The organism is Agrobacterium tumefaciens (assembly GCA_025560025.1).
Lineage (GTDB): Bacteria > Pseudomonadota > Alphaproteobacteria > Rhizobiales > Rhizobiaceae > Agrobacterium.
In genome coordinates, this window is record CP048485.1 from 791,369 (window position 1) to 813,270 (window position 21,902).

The following is a 21,902-nucleotide window of genomic DNA, read 5'->3' on the forward strand; positions in this document are numbered from 1 at the left end:
AAAACGTATTTTAAAAGTTATAATAATGATGGGAGGACGCGCTTGGCCTATTTCCTGCAACAATTGCTGAATGCCGTGCCGGTCGCCTCGCTTTATGCGGTTCTGGCCTTCGGTTATGCGATCGCCTTTTCGATCACCCGACGGGCGGATGTCACCTATGGCGCGATTTTCGCCTTCGCCGGCCAGACCTGCCTGCTCTTTGCCGATTTCGGCTGGAACCGTTTGTGGCTGATCCTGCCCGCAACGCTTACCCTTGGGGCGGGGATGGGCCTGTTCGGTGGGCTTTGGGCGGCGGCCTTCATCGGTAGGGCGGTGATGCGGCCGCTGGCGAAAGCCTCTCCCAATGCGGTGACGGTCGCCTCCATCGGCGTCCTGATCGCGCTCACCGAAAGCGCCAGACTCGCCGCCGGCACCCGGCAATTATGGCTGCCGCCGCTTTTGTCCGAACCAGTGCATTTCTGGGCTGAGGGCGATTTTGCCGTTACCCTGACGCCGATGCAGATGCTGAACACGGCCGTTTTCTGCCTGCTCATTCTTGCAGGCGCCGTTTATCTGCGGCGTTCCGGTTTCGGCCGCTGCTGGAAGGCGGTCTCGGACGATGCTTTCGCCGCCTCGCTCTGCGGGGTGAATGCGGGAAGGATATTCCTGCTCTCCTACTGCGCGGCGGGCCTTATCGCCGCAATCGCCGGCGTATTGGCGACGTTTTATTACGGCACCATGGATTTCGGCGCCGGGCTGGTTTTCGGGCTGAAGGTCGTGCTCATTTCGGCAGCGGGCGGTTATGCTAGCCCACTCGTCTGCGCGCTGGGGGCAGCCGCCGTCGGTTTTGCGGAAACCCTGTGGGTCGGTTACGGCCCGGTCGTCTGGCGGGACGCGGCGGTCCTTGCGCTTCTGGTCGGCTGGCTCATCGTCATGCGCAGCAGGGTGGAAGCGCCTTAGCGCATTTCGAGGAGAAGTGGGGTTTTCCGTCCGTAAAGACGAAGCGTCACCGCCACTTGTCCTTGGCCGTGTCATCCGTCGCCTTCGCCGCGATCCAATCGCCCGTCGTTCCATCCTTGCCATGTTCCTTTTTCCAGAACGGGGCGGATGTTTTGAGGTAATCCATCACGAAATTGGCGCCGTCGAAGGCGGCCTGCCGATGCCGGGCTGCGGCAATGACAAGGACGATATTTTCGCCGGCAGCAATCTTACCGTGGCGATGGATGGCAGTGAGACCGAGAAGGGCGAAACGCTCGATGGCGAGATCGGCGATGCGGGTCATTTCCGCTTCCGCCATGCCGGGATAATGTTCAAGCTCCAGCGCTGCCAGCGTGCCGCCATCGTCACGGCAAAGCCCGGTAAAGGCCACCACCGCGCCGATGCTCCCGTCGCCTTCCGTCAGCCTGCGGGTTTCTTCCCCAGCATCGAAGTCTTCGCGTTGCACGCGGATCGTCGGCTTGACGGCTGGCTGCATCCACTCATCCCCCGGTCATGGGCGGGAAAATGCCGATTTCGCGCGCGCCGGCAATGCTCTCGTCATGTTCGACATGTTCCTGATTGACCGCAACGCGGATCACATCTGGAAACTCGAAGGCGGCTTCGTAATTTTCGCCACGGCTTGTAAGCCAGGTGATCAGTTCACCGGCCGTGGTGACGGAGGAGGGGATGTCCAGTTCCTCTTCGTCCGTGCCGATCTTTTCGCGCACCCAGGCGAAATAAACGATCCGTGTCATCAGTCTTCGTCCACGATGTGCTTGAGGCCCGCCTTGAAGTAATCATAGCCGGTATACATGGTGAGTGCCGCGGCCAGCCAGAGAAGCGTAATTCCCATTTCGGTCGTGTAGGGCAGAACCTTGTCGCCTGCAGGACCGGCGAGAAGAAAGGCGATGGCCACCATCTGGATGGTGGTCTTCCATTTGGCGATGCGGGTGACGGGAACGCTGACCTTCAGCGCCGCCAGATATTCCCGCAGGCCCGAGACCAGAATCTCGCGGCAGAGGATGGTGATGGCCGCCCAGAGCGACCAGCCGGCAATGGTGCCGTCCGCAGCCATCAGCAGCAGGACGGAGGCCACCAGCAGCTTGTCGGCGATCGGGTCCAGCATGCGGCCGATATTGGATGTCTGGTTCCAGATGCGCGCAAGATAACCATCGAGGAAATCGGTCAGCGAGGCGACGATGAACAGCCAGAGCGCCGTCCAGCGCGCGAAATCCGAGCTTTCCAGCTTTCCTTCGATGAAAAAGCACAGAACGATGACAGGAACCGCGAGGATGCGGCCGTAGGTGAGGAGATTGGGGATGCTGTATGCGCGCGAAGCCATGGGAAACCTGTCAGTCTGGATAAGCTGCCTTGATGCCGCCCCTGACGGATAGCGTCAACATGTGATTATGTTTTTTTAGCAGTTCGTTGCGCCAGCGCGGGCTCAATCGCCACTACTCTCGTGGAAGTGATTGTAGATTTGCCGCGCCACCGCTTCGGAAATGCCGGTAACCGCCATCAGATCGTTGAGACCGGCACGGGAAACAGCCTTCGCCGTGCCGAAATGCTGCAGCAGCGAGCGCTTGCGTCCGGGGCCGATCCCCGAGATTTCATCCAGCGGATTGCGCACCATTTCCTTCTTGCGCCGCGCCCGGTGCGAGCCGATGGCGAAACGGTGCGCTTCATCGCGCATGCGTTGAATGAAATAGAGCACGGGATCCCGTGGCGGCAGGGAAAAATCGCTGCGCCCATCCGCGAAGAAACGTTCGCGGCCCGCATCGCGGTCCACACCCTTGGCGACACCGATGGCGATCACGCTGTCGCGTATGTCGAGTTCATCAAGGATGGCGCGCACCGCCGTCATCTGGCCCTGGCCGCCGTCGATCAGGATCACATCCGGCCAGGTGGGGAAGGGCATGTCGGCGGCTTCCTCCGGCGTTGGCGTCTGCGTCTGCCTGCGGTCGGGCTTGCCCTCTTCCTTCAACAGGCGCGAGAAGCGACGGGTCATCACCTCGCGCATCATGCCGAAGTCGTCGCCCGGCGTGATGTCGGTCGATTTGATGTTGAACTTGCGATACTGGTTCTTCACGAAACCTTCCGGCCCCGCCACCACCATGCCGCCCACGGCATTGGTGCCCATGATATGCGAGTTATCGTAAATCTCGATGCGGCGCGGCACATAGGGCAGGCTAAAGGTTTCTGCAAAACCGTTCAGCAACCGTGCCTGCGAAGAGGTCTCCGCCAGCTTGCGGCCATGCGCCTCGCGGGCATTGGCAAGAACATGGTCGGTAATGTCCTTCTTCTCGCCGCGCTGCGGCACGCTGATCGTGACCTTGTGGCCGGCTTTTTCGCCGAGTGCTGCGGCCAGCAATTCCTGTTCCTCGACGGTTTCGGACAGCAGGATCTGCTTCGGCACCGGCTTGTCATCGTAAAACTGCGCAAGGAATGCGTTGAGAATTTCCGAGCCGGGCAGGGACGGGTCCGCCTTCGGGAAATAGGCACGATTGCCCCAGTTCTGGCCGGTGCGGAAAAAGAACACCTGAATGCAGGAAATGCCGCCTTCGTGATGAATGGCGAAAACATCCGCTTCCTCGATACCGGCCGGATTGATGCCCTGATGGCTCTGGACATGGGAAAGTGCGGCCAGCCGGTCGCGATAGACGGCGGCGCGCTCGAAATCGAGATCCTCGGCCGCCTCGTTCATCTGCCGCGCAATGGCGGTCTTGACGCTCTGGCTTTTGCCGGACAGGAAATCCTTGGCTTCCTTGACGAGTTCCGCATACCCCTGATCGCTGATCTCATGCGTACAGGGGCCGGAACAGCGCTTGATCTGGTAAAGAAGACAGGGACGCGTGCGGGTCTCGAAAACACTGTCGGTACAGGTGCGGATCAGGAAGGCCCGCTGCAGCGAATTGATCGTTCGGCCGACGGCGCCGGCCGATGCGAAGGGTCCGAAATAATCGCCCTTGCGCGCCCGCGCACCGCGATGCTTGAAGATCGCCGGCGCACGGTTGTCGGCGGTGATGAGAATATAGGGAAACGATTTGTCGTCACGCAGAAGCACGTTAAAGCGCGGCCGCAAGCGCTTGATGAGGTTGGCTTCAAGCAGAAGCGCCTCGGTCTCCGTGCGGGTTGTGACGAACTCCATATGGGTGGTGAAACGCACCATCTGGGCGATGCGGTTGGAATGGACACGGCCCTGCGCATAGTTACCGACGCGCTTCTTCAGCGAGCGCGCCTTGCCGACATAAAGCACGTCGCCCGCCTCGTTGAACATGCGGTAGACACCCGGCGAATTCGGCAGGTGTTTGACGAATTCGCCGATGAGGTCCATGCCCTTCAGGCCGGATTCATTCTTCCAGCCCGCATTCCAGTCCATGCCGGCAACGTCGCGCGGAGCCTCGGCCGCTTCTGTCGCGGCAAGGCTTGCATCGTCGTCTTCGTCGTCGGTTTCATCGAAGAGAATACCGCCATCAGGCAGCTTCTTTCCGTTCATTCATTAATCTCCGCCACATCAGGGGTTTCCCAGCCAAGGTGCTGGCCGCCGTCGAGCGCGATCATTTGTCCGGTGACCGACGGCGTGTCGAAAAGAAAGCGAATCGTCCGCCCGAATTCATCTGCGGCAGGACCACGCTTTAATATAAGGCCGTCGATCTGCGCCTGAAAGTCCTCCGGCGCCTGTCTTTCGCTTTTGAAGGTGGGACCAGGTCCGATGGCATTGACCCGGACGCGTGGTGCAAAGCTCTGTGCCATCGTCCGCGTCGCGGTCCAAAGGGCGGATTTCGAAAGCGTGTAGGAATAAAAACGCGGCGTGAGCGCAAGCACGCGCTGGTCGATGATATTGACGATCAGCCCGGATTTATCCTGTGGCAATTGTTCGATGAAGGCGGCCGCGATGAGGGAAGGAGCCCTGACATGCACGGCAAAATGCGCATCGAAGACCGCCGGATCGGGAGCCTCAGCCGAATCGTTGAGGAAAACGGACGCATTGTTGACGACGACGCCGATGGGGCCGAGCGCGGAAGATGCCTGTTCGACAAGCGCCATTGTCGGCGCAGATTGTGTCAGATCCGCCTGGACGGCGACGGCTTTGCCACCGTTTTGCCTTATTTCGTTAGCGAATTCCTCGGCTTCAGCCATCGAGGCATTGGCATGGACGGCGATTGCAAAGCCGTGGGCGGCCAAATCCGTGGCGATCGCCCGCCCAAGCCTTCGGGCGGCTCCGGTTATCAAGACTGTCTTCGGTATATTTTCTTTCACGGCGGACCTGCATTTGCTCATCTCAGCCCTATTTGCTGGATATAAATGCAAATCGCAAGCTGTCCGTCGGCCCCAAAAGAATTGGGCGATTTTTTATTCACAATGCAATTTCGGTTTAATTTGAATATAACTAAGTTTAAAGCCGATCTATTGCTGATTAGGCTTCTGTTAGGGTTAATAAAACCCTTGTGGCAATTAGGCAACGTCTAATTCTAGTCACGTCTCTGCCCCAAACAATTCACATTTTGGCTCTTTGATCTCCGCATTCTCCCATCAAGTTCAGTTTCCAGAGGGGCGATTAACCCGACGATTTTTACACCGCGTCTGAAAACAATGTTTTGAGTGCAGAGCGGTCCTGAAAGGAGAATAGCATGCGTATTTTCGTAGCAACCCTTATGGCTTCGACCATGGCAGCTGCCGGCTTCTCGGCTGCTCACGCCGCTGACGCCGTAAACGAAGTGCCCCAGGCACCGGTGTCCTACGACCAGCCCGCACCGGTCAAGGATTGGTCCGGCGCTTACCTCGGTGGTACGGTCAACTATGACTGGGGCCGTTTCAGCTCCAGCAATGACGGCCGTGACGCCAAGGGCTTCGGTGGCGGCCTCTACGGTGGTTACAACATGCAGAGCGGCCAGATCGTTTACGGTGCTGAAGCAGACGTGAACCTGGGCGACGAGAAGGGCTCCGCCGGTACGGTTGCCGGTAACGCCGTCGAAGGCAAGCAGGGCGTCAACGGCTCGCTGCGTGGCCGCGTTGGTTACGACATGAACCCGTTCCTGCTCTATGGTACGGCCGGTCTTGCTGTCTCCGACAACAAGGTTCGTGACGCGACCTCCAAGGACAGCGCCACCGCCCTCGGTTACACCGTTGGTGCCGGTGTTGAAGCCATGGTTACGGACAACATCACCGCCCGTCTGGAATATCGCTACAGCGACTACCAGAAGAAGGACTACGGTCTCGACTCCGGCGCGTTCTCGCGTGGTTTCGACGATCACTCCGTCAAGGCCGGTATCGGCGTCAAGTTCTGATCCTTCTCGGATCGGTAAAGGAAAAGCCGGGGTTTACGCCCCGGCTTTTTTTGTTTCTGCGACATGTGCCCCGAATAAATGCCCGGCGATCAGGCCGGGCATCTGTCTTGCTTCTGCGTCAGGCGGCGGCTTTCATTTCGGCGTAGGCTTCGAAACGCTTGCCGAATGTCTCGGGCCACTGCGCCAGCGCATCTCGCCCTTCTGCCCATTCACCGGCGAAACGCAGATCGAGATAACCGATCATCGCCGCAAGCGCGAAATGGCCGCCATGCAGTTTCTTGCCGGTTTTCGGCAGGTTTGCATTCAGATGGTCGAGGCCCTTCACCACCTTTTTCCACTGCTTGTCGATCCATGGCTGATGAATCTTGTCTTCGGGGCGAAAACGGCGCTCGTAAACGATGGCTAGCAGGCAATCCATGATGCCGTCGCAAAGCGCCTCCAGAATTTCGACTTCCGTGCGCTTGCCATTCTTCTTCGGGTAGAGCTTGCCTCCCGAAAGGCGGTCCAGATAGTGCATGATCGCCACGCTGTCATAGACCGAGCCGCCATCATCCAGCAGCAGGACCGGAATCTTGCCGAGCGGGTTATTGTCCATCAGCGTTGCCGGCTCGGCATTGGTGTCGACGCGCACGGAGGTGATGTCGATGCCGAGGTGGCGGGCGGCCATGCGCACCTTGGCGGAGTAGGGGGATGCGGGCGAATAGAGCAGTTCCATGGTCGGTCCTATGGGTTGACGTCGGGTAACGAGAGTATGTCCAACAAACTACGTAGCGGTTTTATGTCTGGAAAATATGTAAAATAAAGAAATAGGGCGCATCCGGTCCGCCTTAGCGAATGGGAATGATTTCTGTCGCACTGGCGCGGCAGCCCTTGCGGTCCAGCTCCGGGCACTCGCGGAATGTCATATCCCTGTTGAGACAGATGCGGACTTCCTCGAGGCGCTTTCCATCGCAGCTGATCGAGACGCCGCGTTTCGACATGCCGGGATTGGCATCGGTAAAGGCTGTTTCTATTGCGTCCGCAGAGAGGCTGGCCGCTCCGGCACCCGAGGCAATCCTCTCCGGCAGCCTGACCGTCTCGAAGGCGGCCCGGGTTGCCGAGAAATAATCCTTTTGCGAAAGGCCGGAGCACGAGCCGTGTTTGCGCCACTGGTGGCCGATCAGGCCCATGGAAGGCATGATGTCGAACATGGTACGGCCGATCGCGTCAGGCACACGGTCCGGCTCGCTGCTTTTGCAGAATTCGGGATAGCCAGTCTCGTTTTGCGGCCAAAGCCCGTGCACGACGAAACCGTAACGCCGGTCGCTGCCGCATTGCTGGCGGTTACCGGAGCCTTCGGAACTGGCGCAGAATGCCGGCGACCAGGATAGGGAGAGAACGTAAAAATCGAAGCCGGTTCCTCGGGCTGCAGATTTGCCGCCAGCGTCGTTCCGGGTATTATCCGGCTGGGAGCGCCCGGCCGGTTGCGACGGCGGATAGATGGTCCAGCCATTTGATGAATTGCTCGGGGCGGGTTTTTCCTGCGCAAACCAAAACGCTGCAAGCGACAGAAGACCCAAGGCGATGAAACCCGCATAACGCTTCATTCCGCGCACGTTCCCCCGGAAAATGGACGACCTCATATCACCGTCGGCGACAAATCGGTCTTACATAAATTTGTGAACGGGGCAAACGGGCAATCTTCCATGAAAAGGTTGAAAGCTTCGCCGCATAACGAATAAAGTCAGACGAATCTTCCGCGAAAGACGGAAGTTGGGCTGGGGTGAAGCTGGGGGAAATAGGCGGGCATGGCCGCATGACATTGAAGAAATACATCTGGCCCGTCGTTGGTCTGGCGACAATCGGTTTTTCAGCCTGGCTGCTCTATCATGAGCTGCGCGGCCTCTCGCTTGATGACCTGTGGGAAAGCCTGATGGCAATTCGCGCGCGGGACTGGGTGTGTTCCGGCCTCTCGACGCTGGTGGCCTATGCCGCTCTTGCCGGTTACGACCGTATTGCGCTCCAGCATCTCGGCCGCAAGGTGAACTGGTTCTTCATCACGCTCACCTCTTTCACCACCTATGCGCTTTCCCACAATGTCGGTGCCTCAGTCTTTTCCGGTGCCGTGGTGCGATATCGCGCCTATACGTCCAAGGGGCTGAGCGTCGGGGAAGTTGGCGTGCTCGTCGCCCTTTGCTCTTTCACCTTCACCATCGGCACGATCATGCTTATCGGCATGGTGCTGGTCTATGAGCCTGACATTACCGAGCGCTTTACCGGTATCCTGCCCGTGGAGGCATCGACGACAACCGGTATCCTGCTGCTTGTCGTTGTCGGTCTTTATGTGCTCGGCAGTCTCCTGAAGCTGAAACCGCTGAAAATCCGCTCGTTTTTCCTGCCCTATCCCGCGCCCAGACTGGTGGCGCAACAGCTGGTCATCGGTCCGATCGAGCTGATCGGCGCGGCAGGCATCATCTATTTCGCCCTGCCGGAGGCGGGAAATCCGGGTTTCATGATCATCCTCGGCATATTCCTGATTTCATTCTCGGCGGCGCTGATTTCGCACGCGCCGGGTGGGCTCGGCGTGCTGGAGCTGGTCTTCGTCACCGGCCTGCCGGATATGAACCCGGCGGACGTGATTGCGGCGCTGCTGGTATTCCGGCTGTTCTACCTCATCATTCCCTTCATCATGGCCCTGTTCGTGATCCTGTTCTTCGAGCGATCACAGCTTGCGCAGGCGCAGAAACGGGAAGGGCTGAGGTAGTCTCAATCCTCCTCAGGTTTTTCTTCGCCGCGCAGCCAGAAGGCGCGGTGCGAAGCGTACCGGTCCTGCGCCATCACCGTTTTCAGGAATGGCAGCAGCGTGTGCAGCTCGTCCTTCAGCGTATAGGGCGGGTTGACGATGATGAGGCCGGAACCGCTTAAGCCATCCAGCCGGTCGCTTTTCACGGAAAGCTCGGCGCACAGCATCTTCGGAATCTCGAAGGATTGCAGCCGCTCGTGAAAATCCTTGATCGGCGCACCCTTTTTTAGCGGATACCACAGGCAATAGGTGCCGGTGGAAAAACGCCGATAGGCCTTGTTCAGGCCATCCGCGAGCCGCTGATATTCGTTCTCCAGCTCGAACGGCGGATCGACGAGGATAAGGCCGCGCTTCTCCTTCGGCGGCAGATGCGCGCCGAGCGACAGCCATCCATCCAGTTCGGTGACGCGCACCTGATAATCGCCCTCGAACAGGCGGGACAGGGCGCGTGCATCGTCCGGATGCAGTTCCATGGCCGAAAGCCGGTCCTGCGGGCGAAACAGCATGCGCGCGAGTTTCGGCGAACCCGGGTAGAACTGCACGCCGCCATCCGGATTGAGCTCCCTGACGGCGGAAAGATAGGGTTCCAGCAATTCGGCGATGGGAGCGGGCAGATCGGCCTCCATCAGCTTGCCGATACCGGTCTGCCATTCGCCCGTCTTTTGCGCCTCTTCCGAGGACAGGTCGTAAAGGCCGATGCCGGCATGGGTATCCAGCACGCGAAACGCCTTGTCCTTGTTCTGCAGGTAGCGAACGAGGCGCGCGAGAATAGCGTGCTTGAGAACATCCGCGAAATTGCCGGCGTGGTAGATGTGGCGGTAGTTCATGGATCTGTCTCGCTTGCCGATGGTGATGATGAATATTCTTGATGGACGTCACTTCGGCCTTTTTGCCGCATCGCTGATGCAATATAGAAAAGAGATGAACGTTGCGACCCCGATTTCCGCTAAAAACGCCACTCCGAAGGCCGAAACCCGCATCGGCCACACGGTCTGCCCGCACGACTGTCCGAGCGCCTGCGCGCTGGAAGTCGATATCAATGCCGAAGGCCGCATCGGCCGTGTGCGCGGCGCCAATGCCAATACGTACACCGCCGGCGTCATCTGCGCCAAGGTGGCGCGTTACTCCGAACGTATCTATCATCCCGGCCGTCTGCTGACCCCGAAGCGCCGCAAGGGCGCAAAGGGGGCGGGCGACTGGCAGGAGGTTTCCTGGGAAGCGGCGCTGGACGAGATCGCCGATGCCTTCGTCAAGGCTGAAGCCCGGCACGGCGCGGAGGCCATCTGGCCCTATTTCTACGCCGGAACCATGGGGCAGGTGCAGCGCGATTCCATCGAGCGCCTGCGCCATGCCAAGAAATATTCCGGCTTTTTCGGGTCGATCTGCACCAACATGGCCTGGACCGGTTATGTCATGGGCACGGGCGCGCTGCGCGGTCCCGATCCGCGCGAGATCGCCAAAGCCGATGTCGTCGTCATCTGGGGCACCAACGCGGTCGCCACCCAGGTCAATGTCATGACCCATGCGGTCAAGGCCCGCAAGGAACGCGGCGCGAAGATCGTCGTCGTCGATATCTACGACAATCCGACCATGAAACAGGCGGATATGCGCATCGTCGTGCGTCCGGGCACGGATGCCGCGCTCGCCTGCGCCATCATGCACATCGCCTTCCGCGACGGTTATGCCGACCGCGACTACATGGCGTGGTTTGCGGACGATCCGGCCGGGTTGGAGGCGCATCTGAAGACAAAGACGCCGCAATGGGCGTCTGAAATCACCGGTCTCTCCGTCGAGGAGATCGAGGATTTCGCAAGGCTCGTCGGCACGACAAAAAAGACCTTCTTCCGTCTGGGTTACGGTTTTGCCCGCCAGCGTAACGGTGCCGTCGCCATGCATGCTGCGCTGTCTATCGCGACGGTTCTCGGCTCCTGGCAATATGAGGGCGGCGGCGCCTTTCATAACAATGGTGATATCTTCCGGCTCAACAAGGCGGAGCTGATGGGCACGGCCTATGCCGACCCTGGCGTGCGCCAGCTCGACCAGTCGCAGATCGGCCGCGTGCTGACGGGTGATGCGCAAGCGCTGCGTCATGGCGGCCCGGTGACGGCGCTGCTCATCCAGAATACCAATCCCGTCAATGTCGCACCCGAGCAGCGGCTGGTGAAGCAGGGTTTCCTGCGCGACGATCTTTTCGTTGCCGTGCATGAGCAGTTCATGACGGAGACGGCTGAAGTTGCCGATATCGTGCTGCCCGCCACCATGTTCCTCGAACATGACGATATCTACCGCGCCGGCGGCCAGAACCACATTCTGCTCGGCCCCAAACTGGTGGAGCCGCCCGAAACGGTGCGCACCAATCTCTTCGTTATCGAAGAACTGGCGAAACGTCTCGGCATCGACCATATGCCGGGCTTCGGCCTTTCGGCCCGCGACCATGTCGACCGCATGTTGAAAGTCAGCGGCTGGGGCGATTTCGACACGCTGGCGGAAGAAAAATGGATCGATGCGCAGCCCTCTTTCGAGGTGGCGCATTATCTCGAGGGTTTCGGTTATGGCGACGGAAAATTCCGCTTCAGCCCCGAATGGGCGACAGGGCCGTCTCCCAACCGGCCGCCGAAAAATATCGGCGTGATGGGCCCCGTTTCGCAATTCCCAAAATTCCCGGATCAGGTGGACGTCATCGAAACGGCCGATCAGGATCATCCTTTCCGGCTGGCGACATCGCCAGCGCGCAACTTCCTGAACTCCACTTTCGCGGAAACGAAAACCTCCGTGCAGAAGGAAGGCCGTCCGGAACTGATGATCTGTCCCGAGGACGCCAGCCGCAACGATATTGCCGACGGTGACGTCGTGCGCATCGGCAATGGCCGCGGTGAAGTACGCCTCCATGCAAAAATCGTGGAGGGCGCCAGATCCGGCGTTCTGGTCGCTGAAGGGCTGTGGCCCAACAAGGCGCATCTGGACGGGGAGGGCATCAACGTGCTGACCGGCGCCGATGCCGTTGCCCCCTATGGCGGCGCGGCTTTCCACGACAACAAGGTGTGGCTGCGCCGGGAAGATCAGACCAGCGAGACTTGATATTGCGCCGCAACAGGGGCAGGTTCAGATAATTGCACGACAGGCAGGGACATATCCGGTGACACAGACGCAAGCGAAGAACATTCCGGCCGATACGGATGCGGGCAGAATTCGGCTGGTGGAAAAAGAAACCGTCTGGAAGGGCTTCGTGCATATGCAGAAGCTCGTTTTCGACCAGCGCATGCCGGATGGCAAAACGATCCGCATCGTGCGTGAAGTTCACGACCACGGCAGTGCCGCCGCCATCCTGCTTTACGATCAAAAACGCGACAGTGTGGTGATGGTGCGCCAGTTCCGCCCCGCCGCCTTCGTGAATGGCGATCAGAGCTTCATGATTGAAGTGCCGGCGGGACTTCTCGACGACGACAACGCCGCCGACGCCATTCGCCGCGAGGCGATGGAAGAATCCGGCTATGCGGTCGAGAAAGTCGACTACCTCTTCGACATGTATGCAAGCCCCGGAACGCTGACGGAAAAGGTCAGCCTCTTCGTCGCCCGCATCGATCTCGACGTACAGGCCGGCGAGGGCGGTGGTCTGGAAACCGAAGGCGAGGATCTGGAAGTTCTGACCTACGGGCTGGACGAAGCCTTTGCGATGATCGCATCGGGTGAAATCACCGATTCCAAGACGATTATTTTGCTGCAATGGGCGATGTTGAATCGCACCCGGCTTTGACTTCGGTTTGATATGCGTGAGGGTCGCAGCACTCGCGACGAAATCGGCTACTTGCGACCCTTGTTTTTCCAGGCATTGATCCGATCCAGGGCCGCTTGTTTTCGTTGCGCCCGTTCTGCCCTTATTGCGGCGATGAGAACTCGCCGGGCTTGGAGATCATTTGCCTTTACAAGCTGCACCACAACCTCGTTTGTATTTCTCGACGATAGGCGAGGAGCAGGCTTGGTCAAGTAAGCTTATGGGGGCGGGTGTCGCTGTCGGCTCAAAACCTTCCCTTGATGCCAGCCCCCACGAAAATCGACTGCAAGTCACCGCCGCCGGCATTTTTCTCCGATGACAGGTTTCCAGCGCCTGCGCCGCTATAGTGAGTGTCTCCGCGACCGAGGCTGGTGTAGTCATACGCGCCGTCGAGATAGATCGAGGCGTTCTCCGTCAGGTCATAGGCAACGCCCGCCTTTACCCCGAACATGCCGGCAACGTCGAATTTGTCGGTGAAGCGCATGTCGCGCATCCAGTGGTCGTCCGTGGCCTTGGCATAGACCATTGCGCCACCCTCCACACCGGCATTGAGCGACCAGTTGCCGAACCTTTGGCCGCCCGTCAGGTTGCCGTAGAAAACCGGGATTTGCTGGCGGTATGTGATCCCTTTCTCACCGTCGTTGAATTTGATGCTCAAATCCCTTCGCGAGAAAAGACTGTAAACGGCGCTGCCGCCATAGGCCGACCATTGCACATCCGTATAGCGAAAACCGACACCGGCGCTGAGATATTGCTGCGGATCGTCCAGCAACATGCGATTGAGTTCGAGGCTTCCCGAAAAATAATGGTCGAGCCGCGTATCGTCATGCTGGGAACGGTGGCTCCAATTGTCCTTGGAGCTATCTCTGGAAAAAGGCCAAACCCAGTCATAGTCGGTCATATAGCCGTCGCCTTCGAACCCGACGCGGCCTTCAGCCTTCACACGCCAGCCGGGCGCAAGCTCAAGCCCGAGCGAGCCTCGCAGCGCCATGGCGTTTTTGGTTTCCCATTCGAGTTCGCTTAGCTTGCTACCGCCGATATGGACGGTTTCCGTCGCTTTGAGATTGAGAACACCGGCATCGAGCGAAGCAGTGATGCCACCCTGTTCAGCGGCAAGCGGCAGGCTTGTGCCCATCAGCAAGAGGGCCGAAAGCGGCAGGGGAAATCTCAAAAACAGCATAATCGCTCCTGAATGACCGGAGGGCCTGAAATATGGGCCGTTGCGGGCATTAAAGGTGATTATGGTAAATGATTGGTTTATTTTGCCGAAAATACCATTTCAGGCATTTTTGTACTTTAGAAATACCTCTATCAAGACGCAGAAATCAGATTGGTATATTCAGATTTACTTGCGCCATCCGTAATGACGGCTCTGCCGCCCTCCATCCGCACCTTGCCTTCCGCAAGCCGCTTCAGGGCCAGCGGATAAAGCTGGTGCTCGACGGTCAGGATCCGAGCCGCGAGTGTGTCTGCCGTATCGCCGGACATGACCGGCACCGCGCCCTGTGCAATCGTCGGGCCTTCATCCATGCCTTCGGTGACGAAATGCACGGTGCAGCCGGAAATCTTCATGCCACTGTCGATGGCGCGCTGGTGGGTGTGCAGGCCGGGGAAAAGCGGCAGCAGGGAAGGGTGGATATTGATGATACGACCTTCATAGGGAGCGATGAAGTCTCCCGAGATCAGCCGCATGTAACCGGCAAGACAGATGATGTCAGGTGCAATCTCGCCAAGCGCAGCCAGGATGGCGCCCTCATGCTCGGCCTTGCTGGCATAGGTCTTGCGCTCGAAGACCAGCGTGGGAATGCCCAGCTCCCGTGCCTTTTCCAATCCGCCCGCCGAGGCCTTGTCCGATATCACGCAGACGATTTCCGCCGGGAAATCCACCGCCTGACAGGCCTTGGCCAGCGACACCATGTTGGAGCCGCCGCCGGAGATGAAAACGACGACACGTGCGCGGCTGGACGGGAGCGCGGCACTCATCATAGGCTGAGAGCGCCCTTGTAGATCGTGCCGTGCGCGCCCTCTTCGCGGGCCACCATGCGGCCGAGCGGGAAAACGGTCTCGCCTTCCGCTGTTAGGGCGTTCGTGACCTTCTCGGCATTTTCAGCCGAAACGACCACGATCATGCCGACGCCGCAATTGAAGGTTCGCAGCATTTCCTTGGCTTCGACGCCGCCGGTTTTTGCCAGCCACGAAAAGACGGCCGGAACCTTGATCGCGTCGAGATCGATTTCAGCTGCGAGATGCTTGGGCAGAACGCGCGGAATATTCTCCGGGAAACCGCCGCCGGTAATATGCGCCAGTGCCTTCAGCGCGCCGGTCTCGCGGATCGCCTTCAAAAGCGGCTTCACATAGATGCGGGTCGGCGTCAGCAGCGCTTCGCCGAGCTTCTTGCCGTCGGCGAAGGGGGCAGGGGCGTCCCAGGCGAGGCCGGAGATGGATACGATCTTGCGCACCAGCGAGAAACCGTTCGAGTGCACGCCGGAGGATGAAAGCCCGAGAATGACGTCGCCTTCGGAAATATCACCGGCCGGCAGAAGCTGGCCGCGTTCGGCAGCACCCACGGCAAAGCCTGCGAGATCGTAGTCGCCGTCGGAATACATGCCGGGCATTTCAGCGGTTTCGCCGCCGATCAGCGCACAGCCGGATTCGCGGCAGCCGGCGGCAATGCCGGAAACGATCGCCGCACCCTGGTCGGGGTCGAGCTTGCCGGTGGCGAAATAATCGAGGAAGAACAGCGGCTCCGCGCCCTGGACGACGAGATCGTTGACGCACATGGCGACGAGATCGATGCCGACGGTGTCATGATAGTCAGCATCGATGGCGATCTTCAGCTTGGTGCCGACGCCGTCATTGGCGGCCACCAGAACCGGATCGGTGAAGCCCGCGGCTTTCAAATCGAACAGGCCGCCGAAGCCGCCGATTTCGCCATCCGCACCGGGACGCCGCGTTGAACGCACCGCCGGTTTGATCTTTTCGACCATCAGGTTGCCGGCGTCGATATCCACACCTGCGTCACTATAGGTAAGACCGTTCTTGCCCGACTGGCTCATGGCTCTCGTCTCCGCTGGTTCCTTTGGCGTCGCCATTCGCACGGCACGGGGCCTGATGCAAGGGTTTGCGTGGCAAAAGCTCCGGTTTTTAACGGCTTTGCGAAGGTTTGACATTTTACCTGCCTCGGGTTTCTGGACCGGGAATGGTCCGTGCAGGCTTGAAAACGGGCCCTCGATGCACCTGTCCGGCGCCTGCCTGCCAGACGCTGCCGGATTGCCGGTCTTGACCATGTGCACATGCGCATCCTATCTCCATCATGGGCGGTTAAGGGACGGCGACAAGAGGATGAACGGATGCAACCCCATGTGAGTGGTACGAACCTGCGCCGACAGGTGTTTTTCTGGATCGGCGTGCTTGCCGTCTTTATCCTTTTCCTGATGGTCTTCAGCTCCATTCTCCTGCCTTTCGTGGCGGGCATGGCGCTTGCCTATTTTCTCGATCCGGTCGCCGACTGGCTGGAACGGCGCGGCCTTAGCCGGTTGATGGCAACCGTCGTCATCCTCGTTTCCTTCGTGCTGATCTTCGCGCTGTCGCTCATCATCATCATTCCGGTGATTGCCGCCCAGGCGTCGGAATTCATCACCCGCATCCCGCAATATATATCGTCCCTGCAGCAGCTGATCGCGGGTGCGGATACCAACCTCCTGCCTGATTGGGTGAGCAGCCAGATCAACTCGGTGAAGGAGAATTTTTCAAAGCTCCTGACGGAGGGCGCCGGCTTTATCGGCACCCTGCTGACGCAGATATGGAATTCCGGCAAATCGCTGGTCGACGTCGTGTCGCTGCTGGTCGTCACGCCCGTCGTCGCTTTCTATCTGCTGCTCGACTGGGACAGGATGATCGACAAGGTCGACAGCTGGATACCGCGCGACTACGTGCATACCGTCCGCCAGATCGCCCGCGACATGGACAATACGATTGCCGGTTTCGTGCGCGGGCAGGGGTCGCTCTGCCTTATCCTCGGCGTTTATTATGCTGTCGGCCTGTCGCTGGTGGGCCTCAATTTCGGCCTGCTGATCGGCCTTTTCTCCGGCCTCATCAGCTTTATCCCCTATATTGGTTCGATGGTCGGCCTCATCCTCGCCGTCGGCGTCGCCATCGTGCAGTTCTGGCCGGACTATATTTATGTCTTTCTGACGCTTGCCGTGTTCTTCTCCGGCCAGTTCATCGAGGGCAACATCCTCCAGCCGAAGCTCGTTGGCAAAAGCGTCGGCCTGCATCCGGTGTGGCTGATGTTTGCCCTGTTCGCTTTCGGCGCGCTTTTCGGCTTTGTCGGCCTTCTGGTTGCGGTGCCGGCCGCGGCGGCCGTCGGCGTGCTTGTCCGCTTCGCCTTGTCGCGGTATCTTGAAAGCGATCTTTACCACGGACACGCCGCCAACCTTCCGTGGGAGGCCAACCCTGCCTTGGAAGAAAGGGAAACGTCCTCCACCAAGGCGGACGGTCAGGGCTGACGATGACTGACCAGATCAAAACCGACAACGCCCGGTCGAAGGCCGAGCAGCTGCCGCTCGTATTCTCGCACCAGGCCGCCTCCGGCAGGGAAGACCTTCTCGTATCCGCTTCGCTCGAGGCTGCGGTCAGCCTCGTTGATGAATGGCCGAATTGGCCATCGCCCGTGGTTGTGCTCGCCGGGCCGCCGGGTTCGGGGAAGTCGCATCTCGCCAATATCTGGAAAAACATCAGCGGCGCCGTGGAAATCCACCCGCAGGCCGGTGCGGATGCCGCGCGAGCGGCCGAGAGCGCACCGGTGCTTTTCGAAGATGCCGATCGCCGCGGTTTCGACGACACCGAACTCTTCCACGTCATCAACAGCGTGCGCCAGCACGGCAAGACGCTTCTGATGACCAGCCGGCAATGGCCGGCCGCATGGCCGGTGACGCTGCCGGATCTGCGCTCGCGTCTCAAAGCCGTAACCGTGGTGGAGACCGGCGAGCCGGATGAGGGACTTCTGGCGCAGGTGCTGATGAAACTCTTTGCCGACCGTCAGCTTTACATGGATGACAAACTCATAGGTTACATCGTCAATAGAATGGAGCGTTCGCTCGATACGGCGCAGACGATCGTGGACCGGATCGACAGGCTGGCGCTCTCGCGTGGGACAAGGATTACCCGTCCGCTGGCGGCGGAAGTTCTCAACGCGATGGAGAGTGCAGCGGTGGGCGAGGGGCTGGACGGCGATTGACTGTCACAGTTCCGTCGTCAAACTGTTATACGGGCAAGAAGGACGATCACGCGATGCAGCAGGATCACGGGACGGAATTAGGTCAGGGGATGGAACAGGGCATGGACGCAGTAGCGCAGGACAATTTGGACAAGGTTCAGCCGGTGATCGAGGGCGAGAACCTCTGGGACAGCCCCGCCCGTTTCATCAACCGCGAATTCTCCTGGCTGCAGTTCAACCGCCGTGTTCTGGAAGAAACGCTGAATACGGATCACCCGCTTCTGGAGCGGCTGCGTTTTCTCTCCATCTCCGCCGCCAATCTTGACGAGTTCTTCATGGTTCGTGTCGCCGGCCTTGAAGGGCAGGTGCGCCAGAAGATCACGGTCAAGACGCCCGATGGCAAGACGCCGGCCGAGCAGCTGGAAGACATTCTGAAGGAAATCGACAATCTGCAGATGGAGCAGCAGGCCTCGCTTGCCGTTCTGCAGCAATATCTCGCCAAGGAAGACATCTTCGTCGTGCGCCCTGCGGCACTTTCCGATGCGGATCGGACCTGGCTGGGCACGGAATTCGAGGAACGCATTTTCCCGGTGCTGACGCCGCTGTCCATCGACCCTGCGCACCCGTTCCCGTTCATTCCGAACCTCGGCTTCTCCATGGGCCTGCAGCTCGACAGCGTCAATGGCCGCGAGCCGATGACCGCGCTTCTGCGCCTGCCGCCGGCGCTCGACCGTTTCGTGCGTCTGCCGGATGACAGGAACGCCATCCGCTACATCACGCTTGAAGATGTGGTGGGCCTGTTCATTCACCGGCTTTATCCCGGCTATACGGTGCGTGGTTTCGGCACCTTCCGCATCATCCGCGACAGCGATATCGAAGTGGAGGAAGAGGCGGAAGATCTGGTCCGTTTCTTTGAAAGCGCCCTGAAGCGCCGTCGCCGCGGCTCCGTTATCCGCATCGAGACTGACAGCGAAATGCCGCAGTCGCTGCGCCAGTTCGTGGTGCACGAACTTGGCGTGCCGGATAATCGCGTCGCCGTTCTGCCCGGCCTTCTCGCACTCAACACCATTTCGGAAATCGTGCGGGCGCCGCGCGACGACCTGAAATTCGAACCCTACAACGCCCGTTTCCCCGAGCGCGTGCGCGAACATGCCGGCGATTGCCTCGCCGCCATCCGCGAAAAGGACATGGTGGTTCACCACCCCTATGAAAGCTTCGACGTGGTTGTGCAGTTCCTGCTGCAGGCCGCACGCGACCCCGACGTGCTTGCCATCAAGCAGACGCTTTATCGCACCTCCAATGACAGCCCGATCGTTCGCGCGCTGATCGACGCGGCCGAAGCGGGTAAGTCCGTCACCGCGCTGGTGGAGCTGAAGGCACGTTTCGATGAAGAAGCCAATATCCGCTGGGCGCGCGACCTGGAGCGAGCCGGCGTGCAGGTGGTGTTCGGCTTCATCGAACTGAAGACCCATGCCAAGATGTCGATGGTGGTGCGCCGCGAAGACGGCAAGCTCCGGACCTATTGCCACCTCGGCACCGGCAACTATCACCCGATCACGGCCAAGATTTATACCGACCTTTCCTTCTTCACCTGCAACCCGAAGATCGCCCATGACATGGCGAATATCTTCAACTTCATCACCGGTTATGGCGAACCGGAAGAAGGCATGAAGCTCGCGATTTCGCCCTATACGCTGCGCTCGCGCATCGTGAAGCACATCAATGAAGAGATCGAACACGCCAAGCGCGGCGCGCCTGCGGCGATCTGGATGAAGATGAATTCGCTGGTCGATCCTGAAATCATCGATTCCCTTTACCGTGCCAGTGCAGCCGGTGTGGAAATCGATCTTGTGGTGCGCGGCATCTGCTGCCTGCGTCCGCAGGTGCCGGGCCTGTCGGACAATATCCGCGTTAAATCGATCGTCGGCCGCTTCCTGGAGCACAGCCGCATCTTCTGCTTCGGTAATGGTTTCGGCCTGCCTTCCGACAAGGCGCTGGTCTATATCGGCTCCGCCGACATGATGCCGCGCAACCTCGATCGCCGTGTGGAAACGCTGGTGCCGCTCACCAACCCCACCGTGCACGAGCAGGTTCTTTCACAGATTATGCTGGGCAATCTCATTGACAACCAGCAGAGCTACGAGATACTTGCGGACGGAACGTCGAGGCGCATCGAGGTGCGTAAAGGCGAAGAACCGTTCAACGCGCAGCACTATTTCATGACCAATCCCAGCCTTTCCGGACGTGGTGAAGCCTTGAAATCCAGTGCGCCCAAATTGATTGCCGGGTTGATTTCGTCCCGCAAGAAACAGGCTGAATGACTCGATCAGAAGCACAGGGGCGGCTGACCGGCCTTGCCCCCGTTTCCGTCATAGATATTGGTTCGAACTCCGTTCGTCTCGTCGTATATGAAGGCCTCTCCCGCGCGCCCGCCGTGCTGTTCAACGAAAAGGTCCTTTGCGGTCTCGGCAAGGGGCTGGCGCTGACGGGCCGCATGCATGAGGAAGGTGTTGGCCGGGCATTGATGGCCCTACGGCGCTTCCATGCGCTTTCCGAACAGGCGCAGGCGCAGCAGCTCTACGTGCTGGCAACGGCGGCAGCGCGTGAAGCGGAAAACGGGCCGGATTTCATCCGCGAAGCCGAAGCGATCCTCGGTTGCGAGATCGAGGTGCTGTCAGGCGAGAAGGAAGCGCTTTATTCCGCCTATGGCGTTATCAGCGGTTTCCACGAGCCGGATGGCATTGCCGGCGACCTGGGCGGTGGTTCGCTTGAACTCATCGACATCAAGGGCAAAAGCTGCGGCGAGGGCATCACCCTGCCGCTCGGCGGCCTGCGACTGTCGGAGCAATCGGACGGCTCGCTGGAAAAAGCCGCGACCATTGCCAGAAAACACGTCAAATCCTTCGCAAAACTTCTGTCCGCGGGCGAGGGGCGTACCTTTTATGCCGTGGGCGGCACATGGCGAAATATCGCCAAGCTGCACATGGAAATCACCGGCTATCCGCTGCACATGATGCAGGGTTACGAATTGCCGCTGGAAGAAATGCTGAATTTTCTGGAAGAGGTTATCGTCTCCAGGGACAGCAAGGACCCGGCCTGGCAGGCGGTATCCAAGAACCGCCGTTCGCTGCTGCCCTTCGGCGCCATCGCCATGCGTGAAGTTCTGAAGGTCATGAAACCGGCAAAGATCGCCTTCTCGGCGCAGGGCGTGCGCGAAGGTTATCTCTATTCGCTCCTGACGGAGACCGAGCGGGATTCCGATCCGCTGCTGGTCACCGCCGACGAACTTGCCATTCTGCGCGCCCGTTCGCCTGAACATGCACGTGAACTGGCGGACTGGAGCGGCCGCACTTTCCCGGTCTTCGGTATCGAAGAGACGGAAGAGGAAAGCCGTTACCGGCAGGCGGCCTGCCTTCTGGCCGATATCAGCTGGCGCGCCCATCCAGACTATCGTGGCCTGCAGGCATTGAACATCATCGCCCATTCCTCCTTCGTGGCGATCACCCATCCGGGCCGCGCCTATATCGCGCTTGCCAATTATTACCGTTTCGAGGGGCTGAACGACAACGGCACCACCCAACCGCTCGCAGCCATGGCTGGCGATCGCCTGCTGGAGCTGGGGAAACTTCTCGGCGGCCTGCTGCGCGTTGTCTACCTCTTCTCGGCCTCGATGCCTGGCGTCGTCGACCACCTGAAATTCCGCAAATCCACCAATCCGGATGTGGATCTGGAATTCGTCGTGCCGCATGATTATTGCGATTTCGCCGGCGAGCGACTGGATGGCCGCCTGCAGCAATTGGCGAAGCTGACGGGCAAGCGGCTGGCGTTCGTATTTGAGTAGCGAACGGATGTGCGTCTTTTTAGTATTTTATTCGGTGGTATAGG

The 21,902-nt window shown here is 59.6% G+C and carries 20 protein-coding genes; 9 read left to right on the forward strand and 11 right to left on the reverse strand.

Going from position 1 to position 21,902, the window contains the following annotated elements:
* Positions 1 to 42 precede the first annotated feature (42 nt).
* Positions 43 to 939, forward strand: a complete 897-nt coding sequence (locus FY152_03875; GenBank protein ID UXS31274.1) for a branched-chain amino acid ABC transporter permease — start codon at positions 43 to 45, stop codon at positions 937 to 939.
* 46 nt (positions 940 to 985) lie between these two features.
* Here the strand turns inward: FY152_03875 and FY152_03880 are convergent, their stop codons facing one another.
* The 5 genes from FY152_03880 to FY152_03900 all read right to left on the reverse strand — a co-directional run bounded on the left by FY152_03880 (position 986) and on the right by FY152_03900 (position 5,238).
* A complete protein-coding gene (locus tag FY152_03880) occupies positions 986 to 1,453 on the reverse strand; it encodes a molybdenum cofactor biosynthesis protein MoaE (GenBank protein UXS31275.1) in 468 nt (155 codons plus the stop codon).
* Between the two features lie 4 nt (positions 1,454 to 1,457).
* Positions 1,458 to 1,712, reverse strand: coding sequence for a molybdopterin converting factor subunit 1 (moaD, locus tag FY152_03885; protein UXS31276.1), 255 nt, complete (start codon positions 1,710 to 1,712; stop codon positions 1,458 to 1,460).
* The gene (gene pgsA, locus FY152_03890) at positions 1,712 to 2,299 is read right to left on the reverse strand and encodes a CDP-diacylglycerol--glycerol-3-phosphate 3-phosphatidyltransferase (protein UXS31277.1); all 588 of its coding nucleotides are present in this window, start codon (positions 2,297 to 2,299) and stop codon (positions 1,712 to 1,714) included. The genes moaD and pgsA overlap by 1 nt, the downstream gene beginning before the upstream one ends.
* A gap of 102 nt (positions 2,300 to 2,401) precedes the next feature.
* A complete protein-coding gene (gene uvrC, locus FY152_03895; GenBank protein ID UXS31278.1) occupies positions 2,402 to 4,453 on the reverse strand; it encodes an excinuclease ABC subunit UvrC in 2,052 nt (683 codons plus the stop codon).
* On the reverse strand, positions 4,450 to 5,238 hold the full coding sequence (locus tag FY152_03900; GenBank protein UXS31279.1) for an SDR family oxidoreductase: 789 nt from the start codon (positions 5,236 to 5,238) through the stop codon (positions 4,450 to 4,452). Before FY152_03900 ends, uvrC begins: the two co-directional genes overlap by 4 nt.
* A gap of 350 nt (positions 5,239 to 5,588) precedes the next feature.
* Here FY152_03900 and FY152_03905 point away from each other — a divergent pair, with 350 nt between their 5' ends.
* Positions 5,589 to 6,245 carry a porin family protein gene (locus FY152_03905; protein UXS31280.1) on the forward strand — a complete coding sequence of 219 codons (657 nt, stop codon included), beginning with the start codon at positions 5,589 to 5,591 and terminating at the stop codon, positions 6,243 to 6,245.
* Positions 6,246 to 6,363: 118 nt separating this feature from the next.
* Here the strand turns inward: FY152_03905 and FY152_03910 are convergent, their stop codons facing one another.
* Positions 6,364 to 6,960, reverse strand: coding sequence for a glutathione S-transferase (locus tag FY152_03910; GenBank protein UXS31281.1), 597 nt, complete (start codon positions 6,958 to 6,960; stop codon positions 6,364 to 6,366).
* Positions 6,961 to 7,072: 112 nt separating this feature from the next.
* On the reverse strand, positions 7,073 to 7,831 hold the full coding sequence (locus tag FY152_03915) for a ribonuclease (GenBank protein UXS31282.1): 759 nt from the start codon (positions 7,829 to 7,831) through the stop codon (positions 7,073 to 7,075).
* Positions 7,832 to 8,040: 209 nt separating this feature from the next.
* Here FY152_03915 and FY152_03920 point away from each other — a divergent pair, with 209 nt between their 5' ends.
* Positions 8,041 to 8,988, forward strand: coding sequence for a UPF0104 family protein (locus FY152_03920; protein ID UXS31283.1), 948 nt, complete (start codon positions 8,041 to 8,043; stop codon positions 8,986 to 8,988).
* Positions 8,989 to 8,990: 2 nt separating this feature from the next.
* Here FY152_03920 and FY152_03925 read toward each other — a convergent pair whose 3' ends face one another.
* The gene (locus tag FY152_03925) at positions 8,991 to 9,854 is read right to left on the reverse strand and encodes a 23S rRNA (adenine(2030)-N(6))-methyltransferase RlmJ (GenBank protein ID UXS31284.1); all 864 of its coding nucleotides are present in this window, start codon (positions 9,852 to 9,854) and stop codon (positions 8,991 to 8,993) included.
* Between the two features lie 28 nt (positions 9,855 to 9,882).
* Here FY152_03925 and FY152_03930 point away from each other — a divergent pair, with 28 nt between their 5' ends.
* A complete protein-coding gene (locus FY152_03930; GenBank protein ID UXS33200.1) occupies positions 9,883 to 12,105 on the forward strand; it encodes a molybdopterin oxidoreductase family protein in 2,223 nt (740 codons plus the stop codon).
* 58 nt (positions 12,106 to 12,163) lie between these two features.
* A complete protein-coding gene (locus FY152_03935) occupies positions 12,164 to 12,781 on the forward strand; it encodes an NUDIX domain-containing protein (protein ID UXS31285.1) in 618 nt (205 codons plus the stop codon).
* A 262-nt stretch (positions 12,782 to 13,043) separates the two neighbouring features.
* Here the strand turns inward: FY152_03935 and FY152_03940 are convergent, their stop codons facing one another.
* The 3 genes from FY152_03940 to FY152_03950 form a co-directional block, all read right to left on the reverse strand.
* Complete coding sequence (locus FY152_03940) at positions 13,044 to 13,979, reverse strand: omptin family outer membrane protease (protein ID UXS31286.1); 936 nt, start codon at positions 13,977 to 13,979, stop codon at positions 13,044 to 13,046.
* Positions 13,980 to 14,110: 131 nt separating this feature from the next.
* On the reverse strand, positions 14,111 to 14,785 hold the full coding sequence (locus FY152_03945) for a phosphoribosylglycinamide formyltransferase (GenBank protein UXS31287.1): 675 nt from the start codon (positions 14,783 to 14,785) through the stop codon (positions 14,111 to 14,113).
* Entirely contained in the window at positions 14,782 to 15,855 is a 1,074-nt protein-coding gene (locus tag FY152_03950) for a phosphoribosylformylglycinamidine cyclo-ligase (GenBank protein UXS31288.1), read from the reverse strand. Before FY152_03950 ends, FY152_03945 begins: the two co-directional genes overlap by 4 nt.
* 294 nt (positions 15,856 to 16,149) lie before the next feature.
* On the opposite strand from FY152_03950, the gene FY152_03955 reads away from it, so the two are divergent.
* From FY152_03955 to ppx, 4 genes are read left to right on the forward strand one after another with little or no spacing between them, the layout of a single operon-like run.
* A complete protein-coding gene (locus FY152_03955; protein ID UXS31289.1) occupies positions 16,150 to 17,307 on the forward strand; it encodes an AI-2E family transporter in 1,158 nt (385 codons plus the stop codon).
* Positions 17,308 to 17,309: 2 nt separating this feature from the next.
* A complete protein-coding gene (locus FY152_03960; GenBank protein ID UXS31290.1) occupies positions 17,310 to 18,038 on the forward strand; it encodes a hypothetical protein in 729 nt (242 codons plus the stop codon).
* A 53-nt stretch (positions 18,039 to 18,091) separates the two neighbouring features.
* A complete protein-coding gene (locus tag FY152_03965; GenBank protein UXS33201.1) occupies positions 18,092 to 20,338 on the forward strand; it encodes an RNA degradosome polyphosphate kinase in 2,247 nt (748 codons plus the stop codon).
* On the forward strand, positions 20,335 to 21,858 hold the full coding sequence (gene ppx, locus FY152_03970; protein UXS31291.1) for an exopolyphosphatase: 1,524 nt from the start codon (positions 20,335 to 20,337) through the stop codon (positions 21,856 to 21,858). The genes FY152_03965 and ppx overlap by 4 nt, the downstream gene beginning before the upstream one ends.
* Positions 21,859 to 21,902 lie beyond the last annotated feature (44 nt).

Coding starts and splice junctions, on each gene's coding strand:
- FY152_03880 (UXS31275.1), bottom strand. CDS start 1,453: ATGCAGCCAGCCGTCAAGCCGACGATCCGCGTGCAACGCGAAGACTTC.
- moaD (UXS31276.1), bottom strand. CDS start 1,712: ATGACACGGATCGTTTATTTCGCCTGGGTGCGCGAAAAGATCGGCACG.
- pgsA (UXS31277.1), bottom strand. CDS start 2,299: ATGGCTTCGCGCGCATACAGCATCCCCAATCTCCTCACCTACGGCCGC.
- uvrC (UXS31278.1), bottom strand. CDS start 4,453: ATGAACGGAAAGAAGCTGCCTGATGGCGGTATTCTCTTCGATGAAACC.
- FY152_03900 (UXS31279.1), bottom strand. CDS start 5,238: ATGAGCAAATGCAGGTCCGCCGTGAAAGAAAATATACCGAAGACAGTC.
- FY152_03905 (UXS31280.1), top strand. CDS start 5,589: ATGCGTATTTTCGTAGCAACCCTTATGGCTTCGACCATGGCAGCTGCC.
- FY152_03910 (UXS31281.1), bottom strand. CDS start 6,960: ATGGAACTGCTCTATTCGCCCGCATCCCCCTACTCCGCCAAGGTGCGC.
- FY152_03915 (UXS31282.1), bottom strand. CDS start 7,831: ATGAAGCGTTATGCGGGTTTCATCGCCTTGGGTCTTCTGTCGCTTGCA.
- FY152_03920 (UXS31283.1), top strand. CDS start 8,041: ATGACATTGAAGAAATACATCTGGCCCGTCGTTGGTCTGGCGACAATC.
- FY152_03925 (UXS31284.1), bottom strand. CDS start 9,854: ATGAACTACCGCCACATCTACCACGCCGGCAATTTCGCGGATGTTCTC.
- FY152_03930 (UXS33200.1), top strand. CDS start 9,883: ATGAATATTCTTGATGGACGTCACTTCGGCCTTTTTGCCGCATCGCTG.
- FY152_03940 (UXS31286.1), bottom strand. CDS start 13,979: ATGCTGTTTTTGAGATTTCCCCTGCCGCTTTCGGCCCTCTTGCTGATG.
- FY152_03945 (UXS31287.1), bottom strand. CDS start 14,785: ATGATGAGTGCCGCGCTCCCGTCCAGCCGCGCACGTGTCGTCGTTTTC.
- FY152_03950 (UXS31288.1), bottom strand. CDS start 15,855: ATGAGCCAGTCGGGCAAGAACGGTCTTACCTATAGTGACGCAGGTGTG.
- FY152_03955 (UXS31289.1), top strand. CDS start 16,150: ATGCAACCCCATGTGAGTGGTACGAACCTGCGCCGACAGGTGTTTTTC.
- FY152_03960 (UXS31290.1), top strand. CDS start 17,310: ATGACTGACCAGATCAAAACCGACAACGCCCGGTCGAAGGCCGAGCAG.
- FY152_03965 (UXS33201.1), top strand. CDS start 18,092: ATGCAGCAGGATCACGGGACGGAATTAGGTCAGGGGATGGAACAGGGC.
- ppx (UXS31291.1), top strand. CDS start 20,335: ATGACTCGATCAGAAGCACAGGGGCGGCTGACCGGCCTTGCCCCCGTT.